The sequence below is a fragment of the Bradymonas sediminis genome, assembly GCF_003258315.1.
GTDB lineage: Bacteria > Myxococcota_A > Bradymonadia > Bradymonadales > Bradymonadaceae > Bradymonas > Bradymonas sediminis.
Genome location: NZ_CP030032.1, coordinates 1,092,445 through 1,116,019, shown reverse-complemented (window position 1 = coordinate 1,116,019; position 23,575 = coordinate 1,092,445). Strand labels below are relative to the sequence as shown.

The 23,575-nt window shown below is 59.3% G+C and carries 16 protein-coding genes and 1 pseudogene; 12 read left to right on the top strand and 5 right to left on the bottom strand.

The annotated features are described in order from the left end of the window. The first annotated feature begins 14 nt into the window (after nt 1–14). Nucleotides 15–2,321: a TonB-dependent receptor gene (locus DN745_RS04195; protein WP_111332453.1), complete on the top strand. Its 2,307-nt coding sequence runs from the start codon at nt 15–17 to the stop codon at nt 2,319–2,321. A gap of 4 nt (nt 2,322–2,325) precedes the next feature. On the opposite strand, the gene DN745_RS04190 is transcribed toward DN745_RS04195, so the two are convergent. Continuing rightward, nucleotides 2,326–2,610 carry a hypothetical protein gene (locus tag DN745_RS04190; RefSeq protein ID WP_111332451.1) on the bottom strand — a complete coding sequence of 95 codons (285 nt, stop codon included), beginning with the start codon at nt 2,608–2,610 and terminating at the stop codon, nt 2,326–2,328. 255 nt (nt 2,611–2,865) lie between these two features. Between DN745_RS04190 and DN745_RS04185 the strand changes: the two genes are divergently transcribed. Both DN745_RS04185 and DN745_RS04180 read left to right on the top strand, forming a co-directional pair. Next, entirely contained in the window at nt 2,866–3,555 is a 690-nt protein-coding gene (locus DN745_RS04185) for an SDR family oxidoreductase (protein WP_204355086.1), read from the top strand. 123 nt (nt 3,556–3,678) lie between these two features. Next, on the top strand, nt 3,679–4,224 hold the full coding sequence (locus tag DN745_RS04180; RefSeq protein ID WP_111332447.1) for a hypothetical protein: 546 nt from the start codon (nt 3,679–3,681) through the stop codon (nt 4,222–4,224). A 129-nt stretch (nt 4,225–4,353) separates the two neighbouring features. Here DN745_RS04180 and DN745_RS04175 read toward each other — a convergent pair whose 3' ends face one another. Then, nucleotides 4,354–4,593, bottom strand: a complete 240-nt coding sequence (locus DN745_RS04175) for a hypothetical protein (protein ID WP_133621751.1) — start codon at nt 4,591–4,593, stop codon at nt 4,354–4,356. A 295-nt stretch (nt 4,594–4,888) separates the two neighbouring features. Further along, complete coding sequence (locus DN745_RS04170) at nt 4,889–6,028, bottom strand: hypothetical protein (RefSeq protein ID WP_133621750.1); 1,140 nt, start codon at nt 6,026–6,028, stop codon at nt 4,889–4,891. Between the two features lie 354 nt (nt 6,029–6,382). Between DN745_RS04170 and DN745_RS04165 the strand changes: the two genes are divergently transcribed. Next, complete coding sequence (locus tag DN745_RS04165) at nt 6,383–7,024, top strand: NADAR family protein (RefSeq protein WP_111332442.1); 642 nt, start codon at nt 6,383–6,385, stop codon at nt 7,022–7,024. A gap of 42 nt (nt 7,025–7,066) precedes the next feature. On the opposite strand, the gene DN745_RS04160 is transcribed toward DN745_RS04165, so the two are convergent. Further along, on the bottom strand, nt 7,067–8,029 hold the full coding sequence (locus DN745_RS04160; protein ID WP_111332440.1) for a hypothetical protein: 963 nt from the start codon (nt 8,027–8,029) through the stop codon (nt 7,067–7,069). 645 nt (nt 8,030–8,674) lie between these two features. Between DN745_RS04160 and DN745_RS04155 the strand changes: the two genes are divergently transcribed. The 5 genes from DN745_RS04155 to DN745_RS04140 all read left to right on the top strand — a co-directional run bounded on the left by DN745_RS04155 (nt 8,675) and on the right by DN745_RS04140 (nt 14,046). Next, nucleotides 8,675–10,447: an N-6 DNA methylase gene (locus DN745_RS04155; RefSeq protein WP_111332438.1), complete on the top strand. Its 1,773-nt coding sequence runs from the start codon at nt 8,675–8,677 to the stop codon at nt 10,445–10,447. After that, a complete protein-coding gene (locus tag DN745_RS04150; RefSeq protein WP_111332436.1) occupies nt 10,437–11,693 on the top strand; it encodes a restriction endonuclease subunit S in 1,257 nt (418 codons plus the stop codon). The genes DN745_RS04155 and DN745_RS04150 overlap by 11 nt, the downstream gene beginning before the upstream one ends. A 60-nt stretch (nt 11,694–11,753) precedes the next feature. Then, a complete protein-coding gene (locus DN745_RS19200) occupies nt 11,754–13,343 on the top strand; it encodes a hypothetical protein (RefSeq protein ID WP_133621749.1) in 1,590 nt (529 codons plus the stop codon). Nucleotides 13,344–13,491: 148 nt separating this feature from the next. After that, nucleotides 13,492–13,629, top strand: coding sequence for a hypothetical protein (locus tag DN745_RS19195; RefSeq protein ID WP_162687440.1), 138 nt, complete (start codon nt 13,492–13,494; stop codon nt 13,627–13,629). Nucleotides 13,630–13,638: 9 nt separating this feature from the next. Continuing rightward, nucleotides 13,639–14,046, top strand: coding sequence for a hypothetical protein (locus DN745_RS04140; protein WP_111332432.1), 408 nt, complete (start codon nt 13,639–13,641; stop codon nt 14,044–14,046). Between the two features lie 505 nt (nt 14,047–14,551). On the opposite strand, the gene DN745_RS04135 is transcribed toward DN745_RS04140, so the two are convergent. Then, complete coding sequence (locus DN745_RS04135) at nt 14,552–15,409, bottom strand: hypothetical protein (protein WP_111332430.1); 858 nt, start codon at nt 15,407–15,409, stop codon at nt 14,552–14,554. A 364-nt stretch (nt 15,410–15,773) separates the two neighbouring features. Here DN745_RS04135 and DN745_RS04130 point away from each other — a divergent pair. The 3 genes and pseudogenes from DN745_RS04130 to DN745_RS04120 all read left to right on the top strand — a co-directional run. After that, nucleotides 15,774–18,845: pseudogene (locus tag DN745_RS04130) on the top strand (type I restriction endonuclease subunit R); the annotation flags it as partial. 611 nt (nt 18,846–19,456) lie between these two features. After that, a complete protein-coding gene (locus DN745_RS04125; RefSeq protein WP_111332427.1) occupies nt 19,457–21,556 on the top strand; it encodes a GTPase domain-containing protein in 2,100 nt (699 codons plus the stop codon). 50 nt (nt 21,557–21,606) lie between these two features. Further along, entirely contained in the window at nt 21,607–23,346 is a 1,740-nt protein-coding gene (locus DN745_RS04120) for a GTPase (protein WP_111332425.1), read from the top strand. Nucleotides 23,347–23,575 lie beyond the last annotated feature (229 nt).

Genomic DNA, 23,575 nt, shown 5'->3' with positions numbered 1-23,575 from the left:
TACGACGAGCCCCAGTGATTAGTCCGCTCACAGCGCAAGCAACGACGGCGGCAAAGCTTAGCTTTGCCGCCGTCGTCTGCCTATGGTTAACCACGCCACTCCTCGCCTACGCACAAACCACCGCCGCGATCTCAGGGCGCGTCGTCGAGGCCGAGCTAGACGACTACGGCGTCCCAGGCGCCGAGGTGCGCGTGGATGGCCGCGGCCTCGCGACCTCCACCGATGACTCGGGACACTTCTACCTCGACGCCCTCCCCGACGGCCCGCTCACCCTGAGCGTCACCGCCCCGGACTACCACCCGATTCAAGTCACCATCGCCGGGGATGAGCGCCAAGCCCCCCTCCTCATCGAGCTCACGTGGGCCGGCGCTGACGTCGTCGCGGTCACCACGACCACCGCCGCCCCCGCGCCCCAAACCGCCTCATCCACCCAGATCAGCGCGCGCGAGATCGCCGCCTCCCCCCACCGAAACGCCGAAGAGCTCCTGCGCCAGGTCCCCGGCCTCACGCTGGTTCAACACGGCAGCGAAGGCAAAGGCCACCAATTCTTCATGCGCGGCTTCGACGCCATCCACGGCGCCGACCTCGAGATCACCCTCGACGGGATCCCCCTCAACGAATGGTCTAACATCCACGCCCAGGGCTACCTCGACCTCGGCATCATCATCCCCGAAGTCATCCGAAACGTCAGCGTCACCAAAGGACCATTCACCCTCAACCAGGGCCTCTTCGCCATGGCCGGCTCAGCCGACTATCAACTCGGCGTCCCAACCCAGGACCGGGGCTGGCGAGCGACATACTCGATTGGGAGCACCAATAGACACCGCGTCTTTGCCGGCTATTCACCGATAGATGGTCGCGGCGAACAATTCGTCGGCGTCGAGGCGACCCACGACGATAGCTTCGGACAAAACCGCTCCATCGACCGCGCCACCGTGAACGCAAAGACCCGCCTCCCAGGCTCCACTGACTCGCACTACCTCGACCTGATCGCCCTGGGCGGCTACGCCAACTTCGACCTGCCCGGCGCGCTGCGAAACGATGACGTCAACGCCGGCCGCGTCGGCTTCTATGATACCTACGACCCCCTCGGCGAAGGCAGCAGCGCCCGCGCCCTCTTGGCCCTTAATTATCAACGCGACGCGCTCTCGATAAACACCTACGCCGCCTATCGCCGCCTCGAACTCCTCGAGAACTTCACTGGCTACCTCATCGACCCCGTCAACAGCGACCGCCGCGCCCAATTCCAGGACACCTACTCCTTCGGCCTCCTCGCCAACCACCGCGCCCAACTCCTCGACCAACTTGCCATCGCGACCGGCGTCGGCGCGCGCGCCGACCTCTTCGCCCAGCACGAAGACAACGTCGACGACTCCCTCGAAACCGTCGCTCGCCGCCGTGACCTCGAAGGTGTCCAGCTCAACGCCCACGCCCTCGCCGGCCTCCAATGGCAACCCCACCACGCGCTTCAACTCAACACCGGCGCGCGCCTCGACCTCGTTCATTTCGACCTGCGCGACCACCTCGCCGACACGCCCCAATCCGACGACCAACTCCTGGCAGTCTCCCCGCGCCTCACAGCACGCTGGCAGGCACGCGAATTCTGGCAACTCTTCGCCGCCTACGGTCGCGGCTTGCGCTCGCCCGAAGCCCGCGCCTTCTCCACATTTAAGCCCGCCCAATCCGGCATCGGCGACGAGATCTACGATGGAGGTGACCCCGCCAACACCGTCTCCGACGCCTTTGAACTCGGCACCCGCTGGAACCCCAAAGACTGGTTCGGCCTGAGCCTCGCCGGCTTCGCGACCTTCATCGAGCGCGAGTCCATCTTCGACCACGTCTCCGGCGTCAACCTCGAGCTCAACGGCACCCGCCGCCTCGGCGCCGAACTCGTCCTCTACTCCGACCCGCTCTCCTGGCTGAGCCTGCGCGCCGATATCACCTACGTCGACGCACGCTTTACCGAGTCCGGCAACCCCGTCCCGCTCGCCCCCTGGCTCACCGCCGGCGCGCGCGCCATCGCAACACACCCCAGCGGCTTTCGCGCCGGACTGCGCGCCCTGGCCGTCGCCCCGCGCACGCTCCCCCACGGCGCCACCGGCGCAACACTGCTCATGACCGACCTCACCGTCGGCTATCACTGGGATTGGCTGCGCCTGGATCTCGAGGTCGAAAACCTGCTCAATCAACGCCTGCGCGAGGGCGAATACCACTACGCCAGCCACTGGCAACCCGGCGCCCCGGCCAGCGAAATCCCCGTCCTCACAACCACCGCCGGCCCGCCCCTAAACGCGCGCCTCACGCTGAGCCTCTACTTCTAAACACTCACCCATCAAAACCCATCGCCGCCGCCAAATGCACGTCGCAAAGCGCGGTGTCATCCCCAAGTTGCTCCCGCACCTCCAAGCAATCCCCGCACTGCTCCGACTTCGCGAAGACCCGGTTGCCCCGAAAATCCTGCTCGAAATCCCGCAACGCCTCCTGCGGCGAGCGACTTCGAAACGCCTCAATATCCCAGCCGGGCTTATTCTTCAGCTCCCTTAACCCCGCCTCAACGATCTTCTTCTTCTGACGCTTGCTAACGGGCTTTTCGCCCTTTGATTTCGACATGCTCGATACCTCCTTAGCTCATCACACCTGCCAACACGGCGTCACCTGCGACGCTACCTTAAACCCTTCGTCACCGGGATGCATTTCGAAAATGATCACTCGCCAATTGCCCATCCATTGCGACGAGCTACGAGCGCCTTGAATTAACTCGACGCAATCCATACATATAAACCCCGACACAACAACATACGCACAATTCACCGCCCGGAGCGCGCCTGCGCTATTAATCTCCCCTAGAACATCAAAAAGGAAATCATGAAATACCTCATCACCGGAGCAAATCGCGGCCTCGGCCTCGAATTCACTCGCCAGCTCATCGCGCGCGGCGACCAGGTCATCGCCGCCTGCCGAAACCCCGACAAAGCCGACGAACTCACCCAACTCGCCGACTCCTCCGAGCACCTCGAGGCGGTTCACGCCCTCGACATCACCGACCCCGACAGCGTCGCCGCGCTGGCGAAGTCCCTCGAGAACGACAACGTCGACGTGCTGATCAATAACGCCGGGCGCCTCTCGCGCGGCGGCTCACCCAACGACTTCGACTTCGACGAGATTCAGGGAGACTTCGCCATCAACGCCATCGGCACGCTGCGGGTCATCGAGGCTGCCATGCCCGCGCTGCGCCGCGGCAAGGGCAAAAAGATCGTCAATATCAGCTCAAAGATGGGCTCGATCGGCGACAATAGCGGCGGCGGATCCTACGCCTACCGCATGTCCAAAGCCGCCCTCAACATCGCCACCCGCTCGCTGGCCATCGACCTGCGCCCCGAGGGCTTCATCGCGTTCGTCGTCCACCCCGGCTGGGTCCAAACCGATATGGGCGGCCCCAACGGCCTCATCACCCCCGAGACCAGCATCTCAAACCTGATCGAACGCATCGACAAAGCCGACATGAACGACAGCGGCCAATTCATCGAATGGAACGGAAACCGCATCCCCTGGTAAACACCTGAGCGCTCGGCAGCATCCAGACCGTGCCTACATTCAATCTTTGCAACCACCACACTGCACCACTGCGTCGACCACGGATCAGCCAGTGGTCACGCCAGCAAAGATAATGAGGCCACCATGAAAACCCGAGCGCTCTTGTTGTTTGTCATATTCTGCCTGGGGACCCCGACCATCGCGCTGGCCCAGCCCCCCGCCGGCCAGACCGTCCAGGCCCAATTCGCCGGCACCTATGTCAGCACCAGGAACCTAAAAAAAGACCGCGCCGCGATCGCCCAGGTTATTGAAGAGCTCGTCGACGACATGGCCTTCTATAAGCGCTCATTCGCCCGCTCCGCGCTCATCGAGTCAACCGAGCCATGCGCCAACTTGCACGTCGCCTTCGCCGCCGACACCATAACCCTCAACTGCAAGGGACACCCCGACACCACGTCGCCAAAAAACGGCGCGTTCATCAATTGGGAAGATGACGACGGACACATCGTCCGCCTATCTCAGAAGCTCGACGGCCAGCGCATCGTCCAGGTATTTAAGAACGATGACGGCACGCGCGAAAACGTCTACACCCTGCGCGACGGCGGCAAATCCCTGCTCCTCTCGGTCACCATCAGCAGCGACCAACTCCCTCGACCGCTGAAATACTCGCGGGTTTTGCAACGCCAATAATGCCCCATCCGCCCGCCCGGGACGAACCGAACGCTCCGCGCAACAAAAAAGAAGGCTCCGCGCGTCAAAGATGTCGACGCGTGGAGCCTTTTGGGTGCGATGCAGCATGTCTTGTGGAGAACTAGATACTCAATTCGGCCGACCAATCCCCACCAACGGCCTATCCCGAGCGACATTCCGCTCGTGCTGCGCCTTCGCCTCCGCCATCGTCTCGAAGCGATGCACCACCCCCGAGCCATCCTTCCAATTCACGGTCACCACGCAAAAATCACCGCGCCCAACCTCCACATAGTCCGGCTGCCCCGCGATAAACTCCAGCACATTATCCCCACCCGCGCCCTGCTCCTCTTCACCAATCTTGATACCCATCACAACCTCCATAAATCATCAGTTTCGTTGAGCTCTCTCGAGCGATCCGGCGACCTCTCAAAACTCGCCAATATAGTTTTCGACAAAACAGACGGATTTGTTGCGTGCCTGGACAAATATCTCACCATAAGCCGCCTAGACCTTGACTCAAGCTCGCCAAAAAGCCCTGTTAAAACAACAGGATAACATCGCCACAAGGCCCTCACCTCACGGACGCGCATAAATTATTTTCTGTTTGAAGAAGTTTCTTCAAAACAGGGGTCGGTGTCGTCAATCACGTTCCCCCCAAACAAACCTATTGCGGGACCGCCTCCCCGGTATCCACGACCTCGAAATCACTGCCCCGAACCTGGCGCAACCCACCAATAACGTCATCCATCAGCGGCTCCCAGCGGTCGTCGCTATCGCCTGTGATAAACCAATCGCTGCCGTTGTCGGCCAGGATTAACCCATAGGTTTGCATGGCCCGCAGGATGACCTGAGCGTGGGGAGTGGCGCTCTCGACGGGATAATCGGCGCGCAGGCGCACGCGAAGACCCATCGGCGGAAGATCCGTTCCGTCGCGCCCGGCGGCGTGGGTCGCCGGCGGAATATACGCCTTCGCGCTGCGCCTGACCGTGAACCGCATCGCGTGTTTTATCTCGCCGGCGAGCACTTCTTCGACGCGCACCAGACCCGGGAGGATGGGCAGGCCGGCGGCGTCCGCGCTGGTCCAGCCGGCGGGGCGAAGCGCGTTGCTGCCGAGATCAAAGATGGCGCCGTTGCCGGCGGTCCAATGTCCGTCGGCGTAATTTTGCGCCATATAGAGTTCATAGAGCGTGCAATTATTCGGCGCGCCAGCGGTGTCCAGAAAGAGCACATGACGGTCGGCGTTGCTGTCGGCGTCGGGGCCGCCCTCAATGGGTGCGTCGGGCGGGATCGGATAGCAAAAATCGCCGCCCGCGCAGGGTTTGGGGTCACTCTCCGATGGTCCCCAAGATGCCGTCCAGGTGATCGGCGCAGCAGGCGCCCCGGTGCCGCTGACCCACGGAATCCCGTAATGATTCGTCGACCAATCTCCCCAGTCCGGGTGAAGTGTTTTCGTCGGGTTCATCTCGGCGAGTATCTGAGCGCCGCGCGGGTGCAACGGGAGGCTGGAGATGTCCTGATTCCAGGGATTATCGGCCGGAAATATCTGACACCCGTCGATGACCGCGCCCGATGTATCCGGGACTTGCGACTCGCCGTCGGCCGCGTCCTGCCCGGCCGCGTCCCGCTCCGCGGCATCCTCGTCAGAAATGCTGTCCTCTTCGGAAGTCACATCTTGGAGAGAATGCGCATCCTGTCCGGCGTCCGAGCGCGTCTTCGAGTTGGAGTCATCGGCGCATCCCGCGGCCACGAGAACCGATATGAGAACACCCAACATCACTGACTGTCTCGTCTTTAATTTCGACATGGTACCGGCTCCGTTAACGTGGCTTATAAATAGAATTTCTTCATACCATAATACCTCAATAGCGTACTCCCCCCGCCTTTACGAAGACTGAGCCACCGACAAGCCTTCGCCACCGGCGCCGGGTCCGCGACCACTCACCCCTCAAACCCCATCGCCGCCGCCAGATGCGCGTCGCACAGCGCGGCGTCACCTCCGAGCTGCTCGCGAACCGTGCGGTTGCTTTCAAGCCTCGACTGTCATTTGCTACCGTATCGCGATCATCTAACAGCGCCCCAGGCAACGATTCGACTGGCCCGTTCGACGCCGTTGCGCCATTATCGGGCGCCTATGCCAACCCAGAGCCGGAGATAAGAAATGCCCGTCGAAAGCATCTACTTCTTAAACCCTGAAGACCCGTTCGGCTGCTTATCAAACGCCTCGCGCCACCAAGTCTATATCGACGGCATGAGTTGGCAGACAGCCGAGCATTATTTCCAGACAGCGAAGTTCAAGGATGCAAAACTTCGCTACGCCATCATTCGCGCCGAGACGCCCGACGAGGCCAGACGTATCGCCCACCAGCACCGCCGCGATCAACGCCCTGACTGGCACAAGATAAAGGTCGGAGTGATGCGAAAAGCGCTCAGCGCCAAGGCCCGGCAAAACGCCGACGTCCGGGCCGTCCTCCTCATCACCGCCCCCGCTCGCCTGAAGCAACATGCCAAGACCGGCGACTTCTGGGGCGGCAAAAAAAATATGCTCGGAAAGCTATGGATGCAGGAACGCGACCGCCTCGGCGAGTCAGGCGAGTTTGACTCGTTGAACCGGCCGCTGCCGCCGCCTTGGGAGAAATATCCCGAGCTCCACCGCGCCTCAATAGGCTGGCGGATGGGCTACGGCGAAGCCTATATGGAGGAGTGGGACGCCTATTTCTACGGTCTCTCACCCGCCGGACGCTCGCGCTATCAACAGATATTTACGCCCCCCAAAGAATGGCACGGGTTTTATGATAGATGAATTGAACCGAAAGGAGCTACCCCATTGGCAATATATGGGCTTTCACAACAGAAACGGATAGCGACCCGCCGTGATCTCATACGCAAGCAGGGTCTCAACGCTAACGATCCAGACGCGGGTATCATAGGCGAAGACGACGTTTTTGCAGGATGGCGTAAAGAAGAAAGTCGACACCGTGGCCTGATAATCGTGGAACCCGCGCTCACGCCCCGAGATGGTCACAAGCGGCGAGCTTGTCCCGTCGGCAAGCTCAAGGGCGATGCCCTCGTCCGCCCCCCACTCACTCTGCACCAGGGTCGCGCCCCCCTCGCCGGGGCACGTCGTCTGCGCAGAGCCGCCGGCCTTGGGATGGTATTGCCCGACGAGCTCTTGCGGGTCTGCGACCTCAGTCGACGCGCCGCTGCTCGGGTCGACCCGCCACAGCTCTTGGTCGAAGGTACCGACAATCAGCGAGCGCCCGTCTCGGCTCCAGGAAAGTTGCGTCATCCACGAGCGTATCGGTGTCTCGATCTTCGTGATCTTCAGGTCATTCAGGTCGACAAAATAGATTCGGCTGTCGCCCATCTCGTTGGTGGGACCGTCGAGATGGCGAATGCGCGTCAGCGCAACCCGAGACGCATCCGGCGCAATCGCCGCCTGTCCTAATAACCCCTCAAACGCCTTAAACTTCTCGGGATTTCGGTCGCCGGGGCGCTGCATATAGAAGTTGAGATCAGAGTCGTTGAACACCCAAATATCGCGCGCCAGCGACACATCGATCAGCGAATATTTTTTATCAAAAAGCTTCTCTTTGGACCCGTCCCCCAGCGCCACGCGCCAAATGCCAGGATCGTCGGCCCCTTTATAAAACACGTCCAAATCTTCGTCGAAGGCCTCGATCGAGTCTGCCCGCTCGTTCTCAAGGGTGCCCATCGAGCCCCCGCAACCCGACACAAATACGCCGAGAAATCCCATGACGATGAGGAATCGAAGGCGCGCAGCATATCTATTCGGATGCTTCATCATTAGCCTCTCGCTCTATCGCTCTCGTGAGTAATCGCGCCAACCCGCGCGCGCTATGGAGCCCAAAAGATAACCGAACCAAGTGCTCATCGCCAACTTGAGGAGTCGTTGATTTCTACTCCAGAAACGAAGTCTTTGGCATCGTCGAGAAGTATTTATTCATCACTTTCGCGATCCTCCAACTCGATATCACCGACCCGGACAGCGTCACCACGTTCAAAAAAGTCCTTAAATCCCAGACCCTCGACGTCCTCATCAACAACGCCGTCCCCCTCTCACGCGGCGGCAGCCCCGACGCCTACGTCGAGATCCAGAGCGACTTCAAGATCAATGCCCACGGTCAACCAATGGATTCAAAAATCCAATACCCCGTAAACCCGAGTCGCCACAAAGAACCCATAGCATTTCTCCGCTTCGGGGGAGATATCGCGAAGCGACAGTGGGGAGCACCGCGTTGGCCAATAGTTTCTTGAACGGAAAAGATATCACAAAGCAATCGTGCGGACGCCTCGCTCGCAACGGGTCGCCATACGATCATAAAACCCCATAATTGCACTTGCTTCCCTACCCCTTCACGCCCTAACCTCCTACTCAATCAAGATCCCTCGCAATCTGGCGGGCAGCCACAACTTCAAGCAGTGATTTCGTATGACAGATGTAGCCAATTGGATCGCCTCCGGCCGTAAGGCCCTCGAACTCTCCCCCACCCAACTCGCCGAAAAGCTCGACGTCGCTGAATCGGATGTGCGCGCGTGGGAAGCCGGCGAGCAGACGCCGACGGTCGTGCAGCTCAAAGCGCTGCAGGGGCTAATCGGCGCGCCGGGCAGCGCGCCCTCGCCGAAGGCCAAGCCGCCGAAGCCCGACAAATCGGACGGCCGCGACATCAACTTCGAGCGAAAGCTCTTCCAGGCGGCCGACAAGCTGCGCAAAAATATGGACGCCGCCGAGTATAAGCATGTCGTGCTTGGGCTGGTGTTCCTCAAATATATCTCGGACGCCTTCGAGGAGGTCCACGAAGCCCTCCAAGATGAGCCCTACGCCGACCCGGAGGACCGCGACGAATACCGCGCAAAGAATGCCTTTTGGGTGCCGCCGGACGCGCGCTGGTCCTACCTGCAGGCCAACGCCAAACGACCCACGATCGGCAAGCTTATCGACGAGGCGATGTTCTCCATCGAGCGCGATAATAAATCGCTCAAGGGCGTCTTGCCCAAGCAATATAACCGTCCTGCGCTCGACAAGCATACGCTCGGCGAGCTGGTCGACCTGATCGGCACGATCGGGCTGGGCGGCGCGCGCAACCGCTCGCGCGATATCCTGGGGCGAGTCTACGAGTATTTTCTGGGCGAATTCGCCAGCGCCGAGGGCAAAAAAGGCGGGCAATTCTACACCCCGCGCTCAGTGGTCCGCACCCTGGTCGAGATGCTCGCCCCCTATTCGGCCGACGGCCGGGGCGGCCGCGTCTACGACCCCTGCTGCGGCTCGGGCGGGATGTTTGTCCAAAGCGAGGAATTCATCGAAGAGCACGGCGGAAGCCGCCGCGACATCAGCGTCTACGGACAGGAATCCAACCCCACGACCTGGCGGCTCGCCAAGATGAACCTGGCCATCCGCGGCATCGACGCGAACCTGGGCGGCGCGCACGCCGACACATTTCATAATGACCTGCACCCGGATCTAAAGGCCGATTACGTCATCTCGAACCCGCCCTTTAACTCAAGCGATTGGGGCGCCGACCGTTTAGATGGCGACGCCCGCTGGAAATACGGCAAGCCCCCGGCCAATAACGCCAACTACGCCTGGATTCAGCATTTCGTCCACCACCTCGCCCCGAACGGCATGGCCGGCTTCGTCATGGCCAACGGCTCGATGTCCACCCAGACCTCGGGCGAAGGCGACATCCGCCAGAGCCTGGTCGAGCGCGATATGGTCGACTGCATGGTCGCCCTCCCCGGCCAGCTTTTTTATAGCACCCAGATCCCCGTTTGCCTGTGGTTTTTGGCCAATAATAAAGCCGACAAAAACTTCCGCGAGCGCCGCGGCGAAGTGCTCTTCATCGACGCCCGCAAAATGGGCGCCATGATCTCACGCACCCAACGCGAGCTCACCGACGCCGATATCCAAAAAATCGCCGACACCTACCACGCCTGGCGCGGCGACCAGACCCTCGCCCCAGCCGAGCCCTACGAGGACATCAAAGGCTATTGCAAATCGGCAACGGTCGAAGAGATCGCCGAGCATAATTATGTGCTTACGCCGGGGCGTTATGTCGGCATCGAAGAGGTCGACGTGTCGGATGAAGAGCCGTTTGAGGAGAAAATGGAGCGGTTGACCGATATATTGGCGGGACAGTTTGAGGAGGCGGTGCGGTTGGAGGAGCGGATTCGGGAGAATTTGCGGGGGGTTGGGTATGGGATCTGAGTGGAAGACTTTATCTCTCCAAGAAGCCGGAGTCGAACTTTTTGACTGTATCCACAAAACTCCACCGGAGGCCGAAACAGGATATCCTTATATTGCAATACCTCAGATGAAAAATGGGCGTATTGATTTCTCCGCGAACCCTCGTCAGATCACTCAAGAACATTTCGTTGAGTGGACTGAAAAGGTTCATCCGCAACACTTTGATGTAGTTCTCTCGCGTAGATGCAACCCTGGAGTAACGGCATGGGTCTCTACCAATAACAAGTTCGCGCTGGGACAAAACCTTGTCATCCTGCGGGCTGATGGCACACATATCTTTCCTCCCTTTCTTCGTTGGCTAACTCAAGGTCCGAATTGGTGGGGACAAGTTTCAAAATATTTAAATGTCGGTGCTGTTTTCAATAGTTTACGCTGTGCTGATATCCCCAATTTTGAGTTCAGAATTCCCCCGATTCAAGATCAAAAGCGTATTGCCAACATCCTCGGCACCCTCGACGACAAAATCGACCTCAACCGCAGGATGAACCGCACGCTCGAGGCGATGGCCCGGGCGCTGTTCAAGTCCTGGTTCGTCGACTTCGACCCGGTGCGCGCCAAGCAACGCGGCAAGGCGCCGGTGGGAGTTGATGCGGGGACGGCGGCGTTGTTTCCGGAGCGGTTGGGGGATATTCCGGAGGGGTGGGAAATAGGAAAGCTCGGCGATGTCATGAAGAAAATATCCGATGGCGTCGATCCGACCACACTCCCACCAGACACACCCTATATCGGCCTCGGCGATATGCCCGAAGCGTCCATCGCGCTGGATGCTTGGGGAGCGTCAGCCGAAGTAACAAGCCGCAAATACCATTTCAAAAAAGGCCAGATACTCTTCGGTCGCCTTCGACCCTATTTCCGCAAAGTCGGCATTGCTCCGATCGATGGCATTTCATCGACCGACATTCAGATAGTCACTCCCAAAAATGCGCATTGGCATGGCTATTTGGTTTGCCAACTAAGTGATCAGATATTTATCGACTATTGCACCAACGTCTCGGGTGGCACGCGAATGCCTCGGGTTAAGTGGGGGGATATGACGAAATATTCAATCACTGTGGCACCTGCTGAGATTGTTGAGGCTTTTGGGCGTGTTGTGCAACCGATGTTTGACCGGATTGTTGCGAATATCCATGAGAGTCGGACGTTGGGGGAGGTGCGTGATGTGTTGTTGCCGGAGTTGCTGGGAGGGAGGGGGAGGATAGACTCGTAACTTCATTTTTCGAAATCACTTAATAAACTCGGCAAATTAAACCCTTACCTTAGGATAAACATGACAAACAATCTAAATATAGGCTTCTTTTTTGGTGCTGGAGCAGATGCCTCTTACGGCCTCCCACTCGGTGGTCGTTTTGCCCTAGATATTTTCAAGCAAGATACATCACAAGATAAAGGTGAGTTTAAGAAATTACTCGACGGGATTAATCAAGGTTCCCCATATGCATGCAACTGGCTCCCTCCACAATATGCAGATAAACGGATACATGCTTTTGGTAAAGCACAGTTTAGCTCTATTATAGAATCAACCCTAGAGAGTAAGCGCTCACTAATTATTGACTTTTTCGAAAACTTTGACTCTCATGCAGAGACTTGCTTAAAAAATGGGCCAGTAGATCGAGATAGGTTTGATGCAAGCTTTCAAGAGAAAACAAAAGAAAAACCAGGCGCAACTCTTTACTCTCAACTCGTGCAAGTAAACACTACACTCAATACCAACACCAAGCTTTTTGGAACCAAATACTTCTCAGCATTACTAAAGTTCCTTGCGTGTGACCGATCAAACCAAAAACTTCGGCAATACTTAACCGCATTTATCCAACTTTTCATTGGCGCCCACGGAAAAAACCACATTAACGAATTAAATCAACAGATTTTTACAAAGGTACCACAAAACCTACCTATATTTGATGATATCAGCGGGGTTTTCACACTTGACATGACGCAAGTCGGAGCATTCGCGTTAGAACTAATATTAGCCACGCCTACGAGTTCTCTTGATGATAAGTCAACATCAAGCGATGTACTATCTGAGTTTGCAAGACATCTACTTGAAGAACTGCTTATAACTTCGCTTGATTATCAGTCACTCATTGATAGCTATTTTAGGTATCTTTACAACCCTAAAGATGATTGGGCCAAATTCACTAGAATTTCAATCTTCCTATTTACGGTAAGAAGATACATCAACAACTTCATTGAAAAACTTAACAAAGAAGGCTTAGAAAGCAAAACTGGATATTACCATGATCTCCAAGAAGCGGGGTTGTATGGCATTAATATTAAGGCCATTGGGACTTCAAACTACAACAGTTTGATCACTCGTATTCTAAACGAGAGCGACACTGACAAAAACGATGTAATACTACAGCATCTTAATGGAAGTTTAAACGATTTTTATGATCCTTACTTAAACCTTGTAAAGTCGTACGACAGCCTTGAAGAGCTATCTAAAGACCCACACATTTTAGTTCCATTCATGCTAACCCAGAGTGGAATAAAGCCACTGACATCGATCAGTATGTCGCGAAGGTATGTCAACTTATTTGATAGCTATCTAGAATCTGACGCAATTGTAACGGTTGGATACAGATTTAATGGGGATGATGGGCATATTAATGGCATGATTAGATCGCTTGTTAATGAACACAATAAGAAGCTAGTTATTTTTCACTACACGCATTCTACTAATCCAAGCAGCCTACAACAGGCCAAAGTAGATTATTGCAGGCGAATTCGTCTTGAGGACGATTCAAATGTCCACGTTCTTCCGATCAATGGAGATCGTAAGTCTGGAGATCTTGATTGGCTTAATGCCGCAAAAAACCTACTTAACGAAAGCAACACAAGCGCGGCTGCAGAGTAGTCACAGCAATATTCATCTCGATTCCACTATGATAAAATCATCTCAACATATCGATACCTTGCGGCGAATCGGATGCTTATTAGGCGTCATATTGCTACCCGCCTGCTGCCCCACCCTCAAAACCACCACCCGCCAACACGGCGAGGTCATGCAACAAGAAGCCAAAACCCTCGAGGCCCTCATCAAACGCTGCAAAGCTGGCAACCAGGCCCTCTGCGACGAAGCATTGCGAAAGGCCCAGGCGATGAAGGTAGCAGCAAACGACCTGGCCCAAATCGAAGAATAAGGACACACGATGAACGCGGACGATACGCTGAAACGGATGATTCGATTGGGCGAGGAGCTCTACGGGGCGGTTGATCTAGAGGAGGAAAAGGATTCGCTGCTCGAATCCCTACGGGGCGTGGGCGCGGAGACGCGGTCGCGGGTTGAATCGGCGCTCGATACATTCGGCGAGTCGGCGTTGGACGAGGCCATCAACCGCCTGGACCGGGCACAGGAGCAGCTACTCGCCGGACGCTCGATAGGTGAATTATCCGACGCGGAGATCACAGATTATAGCGAGCTGGGCAATCTGAAGGTGGTATTGTCGGCGCGGCGGGTTCGTCTGGCGGCGGATGGGGATGCGTTGGCGTGGTTTATCGAGGATGTGTGGCCGGTGTTGCGCAAGGTGGCGCCGGTTTTGTTGACGTTGTTGGTTTGATGGGGTGGGCCGATCGGGGAGCTTTGGGTGCGCGTGGCGTCGTTGTTTGAATCGCGCCGCCAACCCGAACCCCGAGGGCTCCTTGCATCGCGGTGCGTTCGGGCTTTTCGCAAACCTCTAACCATCCGTAATCTTTAGGCTTTGGGGGAACTCACCCCCGGCTACAAGGCCGGACTACGCTTCGCTTCGTCCGTGGGTGGGGTCTCGCTACGTTATGGGTGAAATGCGGCGATCGAGCGCCGCCCCACCATGCGAAGCATGGGCCTTGTAGCCGCGCGGTGACCGAAGCGTAGCGTAGGGAGCCCGCGGACGGGCAACCCGAAACGCGGAACCCGGTCAAACCCCTCGAAATGGGGTCGCACGCAACAAAAAGAGTTCTAGAACCCTCGCGGCTCGACTCGAGCGGCGTGATAAGGGTTCTAGAACTCTTTGCGGGTCGGGTACCCCCTCCGACAAGGGTTCCAGAACCCAGGTCTGGGGGGGACCCCCTGAAAGGTCGTTCAGCCTAGACCGGTTCTACGACGCCCGCGTCGGCGTCGACGGGCTCGACCGGGGGCGTGGGCGTGGCTGGGTCAGCGCCGTCCTCGAGGACTTCCTCGCCGGTCTCCGGGTCGACCTCGGACAGCGTCGTGCCACGATTGCGTTTATAATACGCCGCGGCGCGATCGTTTTGGATGGCGAAGGGGCCGAGCACATGCGCGCGGTTGAGGCCGTCTTGCTCCGACGGGGTCGGCCAGGCGCCGTTGGCGCGGTGGATGACCTCGATCATCTTCGAGCGGATATGCTCGGCCTGCGCCTGGAGTTGGGCGGTGGTCGGGGCGGGGGCGGCGTTGGGGTTTCGGTGCATCTCGGTGACAAAGGCGTCGTAGTCGGCCTTGAGCTTGTCGAAATGCGCGTCGAGCCCGCAGGTGCTTACCTGGCTGAGATAGTCGGCCTCGATTTCCCCGACGATGACGGCGAGCATCGACTCTTCCTCCTCGCGGGTGGCGTTGGTGACCGAGAAGACCTCGACGTTGAGCGGCCCGGCGAGCATGGCGCGGGCGGCCTTGCCGCGCGGGGTGTCGGCGGCGAAATCGTCGGCCTCCATTTTCACGCGCGCTGCGAAATTCGAGAAGCTGCGGTCCACGGCATAATCGCTCGCCATCAGCTCGGGGCTGGCCTTGGCGCTGTTCGCCGCGCGCCAGGCGCTGCGGCTGACCGCGTATTCGGCGCAGAATTTCCCCAGCTCGTCGATCGCCTGGACCAACGCCGGCGGCGCTCCGACCGTCGCCGCCCCCTGCTGCGCACCACGCGCGGCCCACTGAACCCGCGACACCGGCAATTTATAAGAATTGAAAAACTCGTTCTGCGGCACAAAACGCATATTCGCCTCCGATGAGGTTACGCAGCCCCGGTGTCACGCATGACCACCATACAATCGCCGTACGACGACCGCGTTTTTTTATGAAGTGCGGGCAGATTAGCGCAGGGGGTTGATATGCGCAATCGAGTGGTTGGGGTGTTGCGACGCGGCGATCCAACGCCCCACCACCATGCGCAGCATGGGCCTTGTAGCCGCGCGGTGACCGGAGCGAAGCGTAGGGAGCCCGCGGACGCGCAACGCGATCGTAAAATCCCCCCATACGATCAACCCCACCCCACTCTCCCCTTGCATTCATCACATCCCAGCGAGATACTCCCCACAACTCATATTGCGTATTAGTTGGGAGTCGTCGATGTCCGTAGATATGTCCGAGGATGCCGTGGAGAACACGGCGCTAGAAGAGTTTCGCCAGCTAGGCTGGCAGGTGATTCATGGCGGCGATATCGCGCCTGGCGAACCCGGCGCGGAGCGCGCGGATTATACGGAAGTGGTGTTGCGCGGGCGGCTTGAGGACGCGGTGCGTCGGCTGAACCCCGGCGTGCCGGCCGAGGCGCGCGAGGAGGCGATTCGCCGCGTGCTTTATCCCGAGTCGCCGTCGCTGATCGAGAATAACCGCCGCTTTCACCGCATGTTGACCGACGGCGTGGCGGTCGAGGTTCGCCGCGCGGATGGGGTGTTGTCGGGCGAGCAGGTGCGGCTGATTGATTTCGGCCAGGCGGAGCAAAATGACTGGACGGTGGTCAACCAATTCTCGGTGACCGAGGGGCAAAAGACCCGTCGACCCGATATCATTGTGTTCGTCAACGGGCTGCCGTTGGGCGTATTCGAGCTCAAAAAACAAGGCGGCGATAGCGCGACGATTCTCAAGGCATATCAACAACTTGAGAATTATAAGGACGCGATCCCCGCGCTCTTCGCCTATAACGAGGTGAACGTCATCTCGGACCATCAATGGGCGCGCATCGGCTCGCTGACGGCGCCGATTGAGCGCTTTATGCCCTGGCGCACGACCGACGGGAGCGACGAGATCGGGCTCGACGTGCTCCAGCTCGGGCCGCTGATTCAGGGCGTATTTGAGAAGAGTCGATTCTTGGATCTGCTCCAGCATTTCGTGGTCTTTCAGGACACCAAAAAGGGCGCGGCCAAGATTCTGGCGGCCTATCATCAATTCCACGCGGCCCGCACGGCGGTCGAGGCGACGGTCAGCGCGACGCGCCAGAATGGGGACCGCAAGGCCGGCGTGGTCTGGCATACCCAGGGGTCGGGCAAAAGCTTCACGATGACCTTTTATGCCGGGCGCGTCATCCAGCACCCGGCGATGGAGAACCCGACGCTTATTATCATCACCGACCGAAACGACCTGGACGACCAGCTCTTTACAACCTTCGCCCAATCCAACGAATTGCTGCGCCAGAAGCCGGTCCAGGCCGAGAGTCGCGACCACATCAAAGAGCTCTTAAAACGCGCCTCGGGCGGGGTCATCTTCACGACGATTCAAAAATTCTTCCCCGAGGAGAAACACGCGCGCCACCCGCTTTTGACCGCGCGAAAGAACGTCGTCGTCATCGCCGACGAGGCCCACCGCAGCCAATACGGATTTGTTGAGGGCTTCGCCCGCCATATGCGCGACGCGGTGCCCAACGCCTCGTTTATCGGGTTCACTGGCACGCCCATCGACCTGGAGGACCGCAGCACGCGCACGGTTTTTGGCGACTATATCAGCATCTACGATATCGAGCAGGCCATCGAGGACGGCGCGACCGTGCCGATCTATTACGAAAACCGGCTGGTAAAGCTCAAGATCGATGAGGCTATCCGCGACGAAATCGACCGCGAATTCGACAAGCTAACCGCCGATAGCGACGAGGCGTTTCAGGAAGAGCTGAAGTCGAAATACAGCACGCTCGAGAAGCTCGTCGCCCACCCCAAACGCATCGATCAGATCGCCGGCGATATGCTCGCCCATTTCGACAAACGCCTCGAGGCGCTCGAAGGCAAGGCGATGGTGGTCTGCATCAGCCGCGAGGCCTGCGTGAAGCTCTACGAGGCGATCACGCGGCTTCGCCCCGAGTGGCATTCGGAGCGCGATGAACAGGGCCAGATTAAGGTCGTGATGACCGGCTCCTCGAGCGACCCGAAGAATTTCCAAGACCATATTCGCTCAAAATCCGGCCGCGACCTTCTGGCCCAGCGCTTCAAGGACCCGGCCGACCCGCTCAAGATGGTGCTGGTCTGCAATATGTGGCTCACGGGCTTCGACGCGCCCTGCGCTCACACGATTTATATCGACAAGCCGCTGCGCGGGCACAACCTGATGCAGGCCGTCGCCCGGGTAAACCGCGTATTCCACGACAAGCCCGGCGGCCTGGTCGTCGACTATATCGGCATCACCAAAAGCCTGAAAAAAGCGATCAAGACCTATACCGAGTCCGGCGGCAAGGGGAAGCCGCAGCTCGACGTGCAGGACGCCGTCGACGTGATGCTCGAGCAGGTCGATATCTGCCGGGGGATGCTGCACGGCTTCGATTATTCGGCCTGGTTCGACCGCAGCGCCGCCGACGCCGGCACCAACCGGCTCGCCCAGCTTGTGCTCGACGGGGCGAATTTCGTGCGCGATCTGGAGGACGGGCGCCAGCGATTTATGCGCGCCGTTAGCGGCTTATCGAAGGCCTATTCGCTGGCCGGCGCCCACGAGGAAGCCGAGCGCCTCCACGACGAGGTCGCCCTCTTCCAACACATCCGCGGCGTGCTCGCCAAAACCGACCCGGACACCGCGATTCGCCAGCAAAAGGTCGACCACGCGGTCAAACAATTGGTCTCGGCCGCCATCGCCTCGGATGAGGTCGTCGACGTGCTCTCGATGGCCGGGTTGGAGCGCTCGGACATCTCGATCCTCTCCACCGACTTTTTGAGCGAAGTCGCTGGAATGAAACAGAAAAATCTGGCGATCGATATGCTCCGAAAGCTGCTCAACGAAGAGATTAAGGGGCGCGCCAAATCCAACCTGGTGCAGTCTCGAAAATTCTCGGAGATGCTCCAAAACGCGGTGCAGCGCTATCAGAATCGCTCGATCGAGACCGTGCAGGTCATCGAAGAATTATTGGGCATCGCGCGCCAAATGCGCGAGGTCGTCGAGCGCGAACAAACGCTCGATATGAGCCCGGAGGAGATCGCGTTTTATTCGGCGCTTATCGAGAATGACAGCGCCGTCGAGGTGCTGGGCGACGACACCCTGCGCGAGATGGCCAGCCAATTGACCGATATCGTGCGCCGCACCGTGTCGGTGGATTGGACGCGCAAGGAGTCGGCGCGCGCAAAGCTTCGCACGCTCGTTAAACGCTTTTTAAAGCGCTACGGCTACCCGCCGGATATGCAGAAAATGGCGATGGATACGATCGTCAAACAGGCCGAGTATTTCGGCGATGATTGGGTCACGCAGGCCGCGGAATCTCCCCCGGCCGAGCCCGCGCCCTACCCCTTCGACATCCTCGACCCGGCCGACGCGCGCCCCTACGAGAATTGCGTCCCCCTGCTCAACTTGAAGGCCGCCGCCGGCGCGTTCAGCGAGGCCCAGACGGTCGCGGAGTTCTCGAATCGGTATCTCTTCAGCGACGAGGCCCAATGGGCGACGCTACCCGATTATCTCAAGGCGATGCCGGGCTTCTTCGTCGCCCAGGTCATCGGCGAGTCGATGAATCGGCGGATTCCCAACGGGGCGTATTGTTTGTTCCGCGCGCACCCGGGCGGCACACGAAACGGCAAAGTCGTCCTCGCTCAGCATCGCGATCTCTACGACGATGCGGCCGGCGCGGGCTATACGATCAAGCTGTATCGCAGCGAAAAACAACCCCACGCCGACGGCACCTTGCGTCACACGCGGATCTGGCTGGAACCAGATTCCACCGATGCGCGCTTCGAGCCCATCGAGATTGAGCAAGACACGGCCGAGGAGTTTCGGATTCTGGCGGAGTTGGTGGCAGTATTGGGTTAATCATATTTAGCGCTCACGCGCCGCCATGCGCCCCCGCTCAACCAACGGATTCAAAAATGACCCACACCTCCCTCGAACAAGCCCTCGCCGCCTCTCACCGCGCCGCCAAACAAGCCTACCTGGCCGGGCGCGCGAGCCTGAGCAGCTGCGAGTCGGCGATCGAAGCGACGCGCAACGACCTGAGCACCATCATCGCCGAACTCGAGGAGATGGACGCCGAGGCGTCCGAGGCGATTGAGGCCCTCGAGGAGCAACTCAATGCGGTGGGCGACAAGCTTGAGACGGATTTTCGGGCGCAGGTGGCGACCTTTGAGACCTTTCATGAGCAGCTTGAGCGCTTCTCGGTGACGCTCTTTGGGCGCACGATGACCGGCAAGTCCACCTTGATGGAGATTCTGACCCAGGGGGACGGCGGCTCCATCGGCAAGGGGGCTCAGCGCACGACGCGCGATATCCGCACCTATCAGTGGAAAAACCTTGAGATCACCGACGTCCCGGGCATCGCCGCGTTTGGCGGGGAGGTCGACGAGGAGGTCGCCTACGAGGCGGCCAGGCGCGCGGATGTGATTCTATTTTTGATCACCGACGACGCCCCGCAGCCGGTCGAGGCAGAGCACCTTGCGCGGGTCATCGCGCTCGGAAAACCCGTCATCGGCCTATGCAATGTCAAGATGGCGCTGGAGCGGGAGCGCGACTTTAAGCGCTTTAAGATGCGCCACGACAAGGTCTTCGCCGATGAGCGCATCGAGAGCATCGTCGCGCAATTTCACGCGATGCTTGGCGAGCATGTGCCGGGGGTCGACGTCGAGTTTTTCCCGATTCATCTGCGCGCGCGATTCCTGGCGAATTCGCCGGACCATGAGGCGCACGCAGAGGAGCTTCGGGAGCTGAGTCGCTTCGCTGAGTTCGAGCGTCGACTGCTCCGAGAGGTCGTTGAGCGCGGGCCGATGATTCGCACGCGCACGCTCGGCGACGCGGCGGTGGTGCCGCTGCTCGAGATGACCCAGATGCTCTTTAGTTTCTCGCGCGACAACGCCCGGGTGGCCGAGCTTTTTAGCGACAAACTCGCGCAAATGCAGCGTTGGCGCGCCAAGAATAAAACCTCATCCGACGCCAAACTCGCCGACGCCGTCGGCCGCCGCGTGGATGAGCTGCGCACCCAGGTCCCGGGCTTCGTCGAAGAGTTTTTGGAAGACAAGAAGATCGACAAGGAATGGAAGAAGCTGCTCAAGCAGGTGAACCTTGAGGCGGCGGTGGAAGTCGCCCAAAAGGAGGTCGCGAGCGAGACCAAGCGCCAGATGGAGGAATTTGGCAAGGAATTGGAGCGCGAGATTGAGATTCTGTCGCGCGAGTTCGAGAGCCTGGACCTGGACGCTGCCAGCATCATCGACACGCGGCGCATCGCCAGTTGGGCGATTATCGGGGTGTCCCTGGGTGTGGCGCTGGTGTCGGTATTCGCGGTCGCCGCCGCGCCGATGCTCGTTGGCACGGGCTTCGCGCTCGCCGTCGGTGGCAGCGAGATTCTCTTCAAGCTCTTCACGAAGACCCGCGAGGAGAAGCTCAAAAAACATCGCGAAGAGCTGACCGAACAGCTCTCAAATCACCTCGACGCGCTTGAGAACGACGCCCTCGCCGCCCTCGACAATTGGTATGAAAAGAATATCGAGGCGGACTTCGTCGTTCCATATTTGAGCAGCCTCAGGGTCATCGCGTCGACCCTCGAGCGGCTGTCGAAGGCGCAGCGAGAGCTCGCGATTACGCTGCTCCACGAGGTTAAACTCGTGAATCACCAGCTCCTCGCCTGCGCCTTCAAGGAGCTCGATGGCCCCGCGATGCACGAGCTCTCCAAAGATAGCTTCGCGCGGGTTCCGGGCCTGGAGAGCGCGTTGGTTATCGGCGAAGACAATCAAGCCGTGCTCGAGGCCCAATTCGACCTGGAGCGCATGCTCGACACGCCGCTTCGCATCGTGATCGATACGGGCGAGCGGAGCTCACTCATCAAGCAAGTCCTGGGCGCGGATTGCGAGCGTGTCACCATCGACGAAGACGCGCGCCGCGCCGAGGTCACCTGCCCGGCGCCCTCGCCGCAAACCGACACGCGCCTCAACCTCGCCCAGCAACTCACGGGTTTGCAGATCGTTTATCGGCAAGGTTAAACTGCCCCATCGCCTCCAAGCACCCGACTTTTTAGAAGGTTAGAGACACCATGAAGCACCACGCATCGCTAGAGATTATCGAGCTAAGCCGAAAGGCGAACCGTCTGCTCGGCGAGGCCCACGAAATCCTCGCCTCCGAGCCATCAGACAAGGTCGCGGGATTCGGCGAGTTATTTCCAAAAACAGTGGGAGAGTCGGGGGTGCCAAAGGTGGTCGTCGCCGGTCAATATAGCGCCGGAAAGTCGACCCTGCTCAAGGCCTTAACCGGCATCGACGCCATCGCGGTAGGCGCGGCGATCACGACCGACAAACCCCAAACCTACGCCTGGGAGGGCATCGAGCTGGTCGACACCCCCGGCATTGAGACCTCCATTCGCCCCGACCACGACGCGCTGAGCTACAAGGAAATCGCCGCGGCAGACCTGATCTTATATGTCATCTCCAACGAGCTCATGGACGAGCATATCGCCCAGAATTTCCGCAAGCTCGCCATCGAGCAAGAAAAGGCCCATAAGATGATGTTGGTGGTCAATAAAATGGACCGCCACGCGCTTGGCAACGTCCCCGAGGCGCGCGAGGTTGTCCTGGGCGAGCTCAACGAGGTGCTCGCGCCCTACTCGACGGACGATATTCCGGTCGCCTTTGTCGCCGCCGAACTCGCCATATCGGCCCAGGCCGAGGCCGACGAGGAGCTCGCCAGCTTCGACTGGGAAGACAGCAATTTCGAGGGCTTTCACGCCCAGCTTGACGCGTTTATCAGCCAACGAAAATTGGCCGGTCAATATACCTCGGCCTTGCACCAACTTCAGCACGCCCTGCTGAAGACACGCGCCGCCTTGAGCACCGACGACCCGACCGTCTCGGGCCTCGAAGAGATGCTCTTGCAGCGGCGAAAACGCCTGGTCGACGGCAAGCTGCGAATCGAACAGCAGGCGCGCGCGCAGGTGCGCGAGGCGGCCTCCGACATCCGCCAGACCGGCACCCAAATGGCCAGCCAATTGACCATGAGCGGCGACGCAAAGGAGGTCAAAGAGAAGCTGTCGAGCGCGGAGGCATCGGTCGAAACACGCAGCGATAAGCTGGCCGCCGACCTGCAGCAGACGCTCGGCGAAGCGCTCGAGTCACTCGAAGGCGACCTGGCTCAACTGGCCAATAGCAACTTCAGCAAGGCGGTCATCGCGCGCGCGGTGAGCGAGCTCGACCAGAACGTCGGCCTCGACACCATCGACCCCGCCCTGCTCAATCGCATCACAAACGCGGGCGACCAGCTCGGCTCCTTCGGCAACTGGCTGGTCGCACAAACACCGGCCAACGCCAAGGGCGCGCCCAAACCTCTCAAACCGGGCGACGCCTCGGGCAACCAGCTCCAGGACACCGTGAAGTTTGTCGGCGAGAAGCTCGGCTATAAATTTAAGCCCATGGAGCTGGTGCAGTGGAGCAAACGCCTCGGCACCGCCGGCAAGGTCCTGACGGTCGCGGGCCCGCTGGTGAGCATGGGCGCGCAGGCCTTCGCCGACTTCCAGGCCGCCAAACAAGAGACCGAACTCAAGCAACTTCGCCAGGGTGTGCGCAGCGGATTTAACGACGCCGCCGATGAACTCGAGATGCACTTCGACGCCCAAACCGGCACCTTCGTCACCCAAACAGTGCTCGCCGAAATCCAGAAGATCGACCAGCAAATCGAGGAGCTTCGCGGCGGTCGAAAGTCAGAGAATGCGCTGGTCGCCAACGTTGAAGATCTTCTGAGCCGCACCCGCGGGCTTATTCGGGAGATTTCTGCGGCGGGTTGAGGCAAAACCGCACCCCACAGTAGACCCCAGCCGGCTCGCCCGGCTGGTGAATCAGACTGACCGCCAAGCAAAACCGCGCCCCGCCACAGACCCCAGCCGGCTCGCCCGGCTGGTGAATCAGACTGACGGCCAAGCAAAGCCGCGCCTTGCACGCAGACCCCAGCCGGCTCGCCCGGCTGGTGAATCAGACTGACGGCCAAGCGAAACAAGACCGCAAACCGCCCCCTCG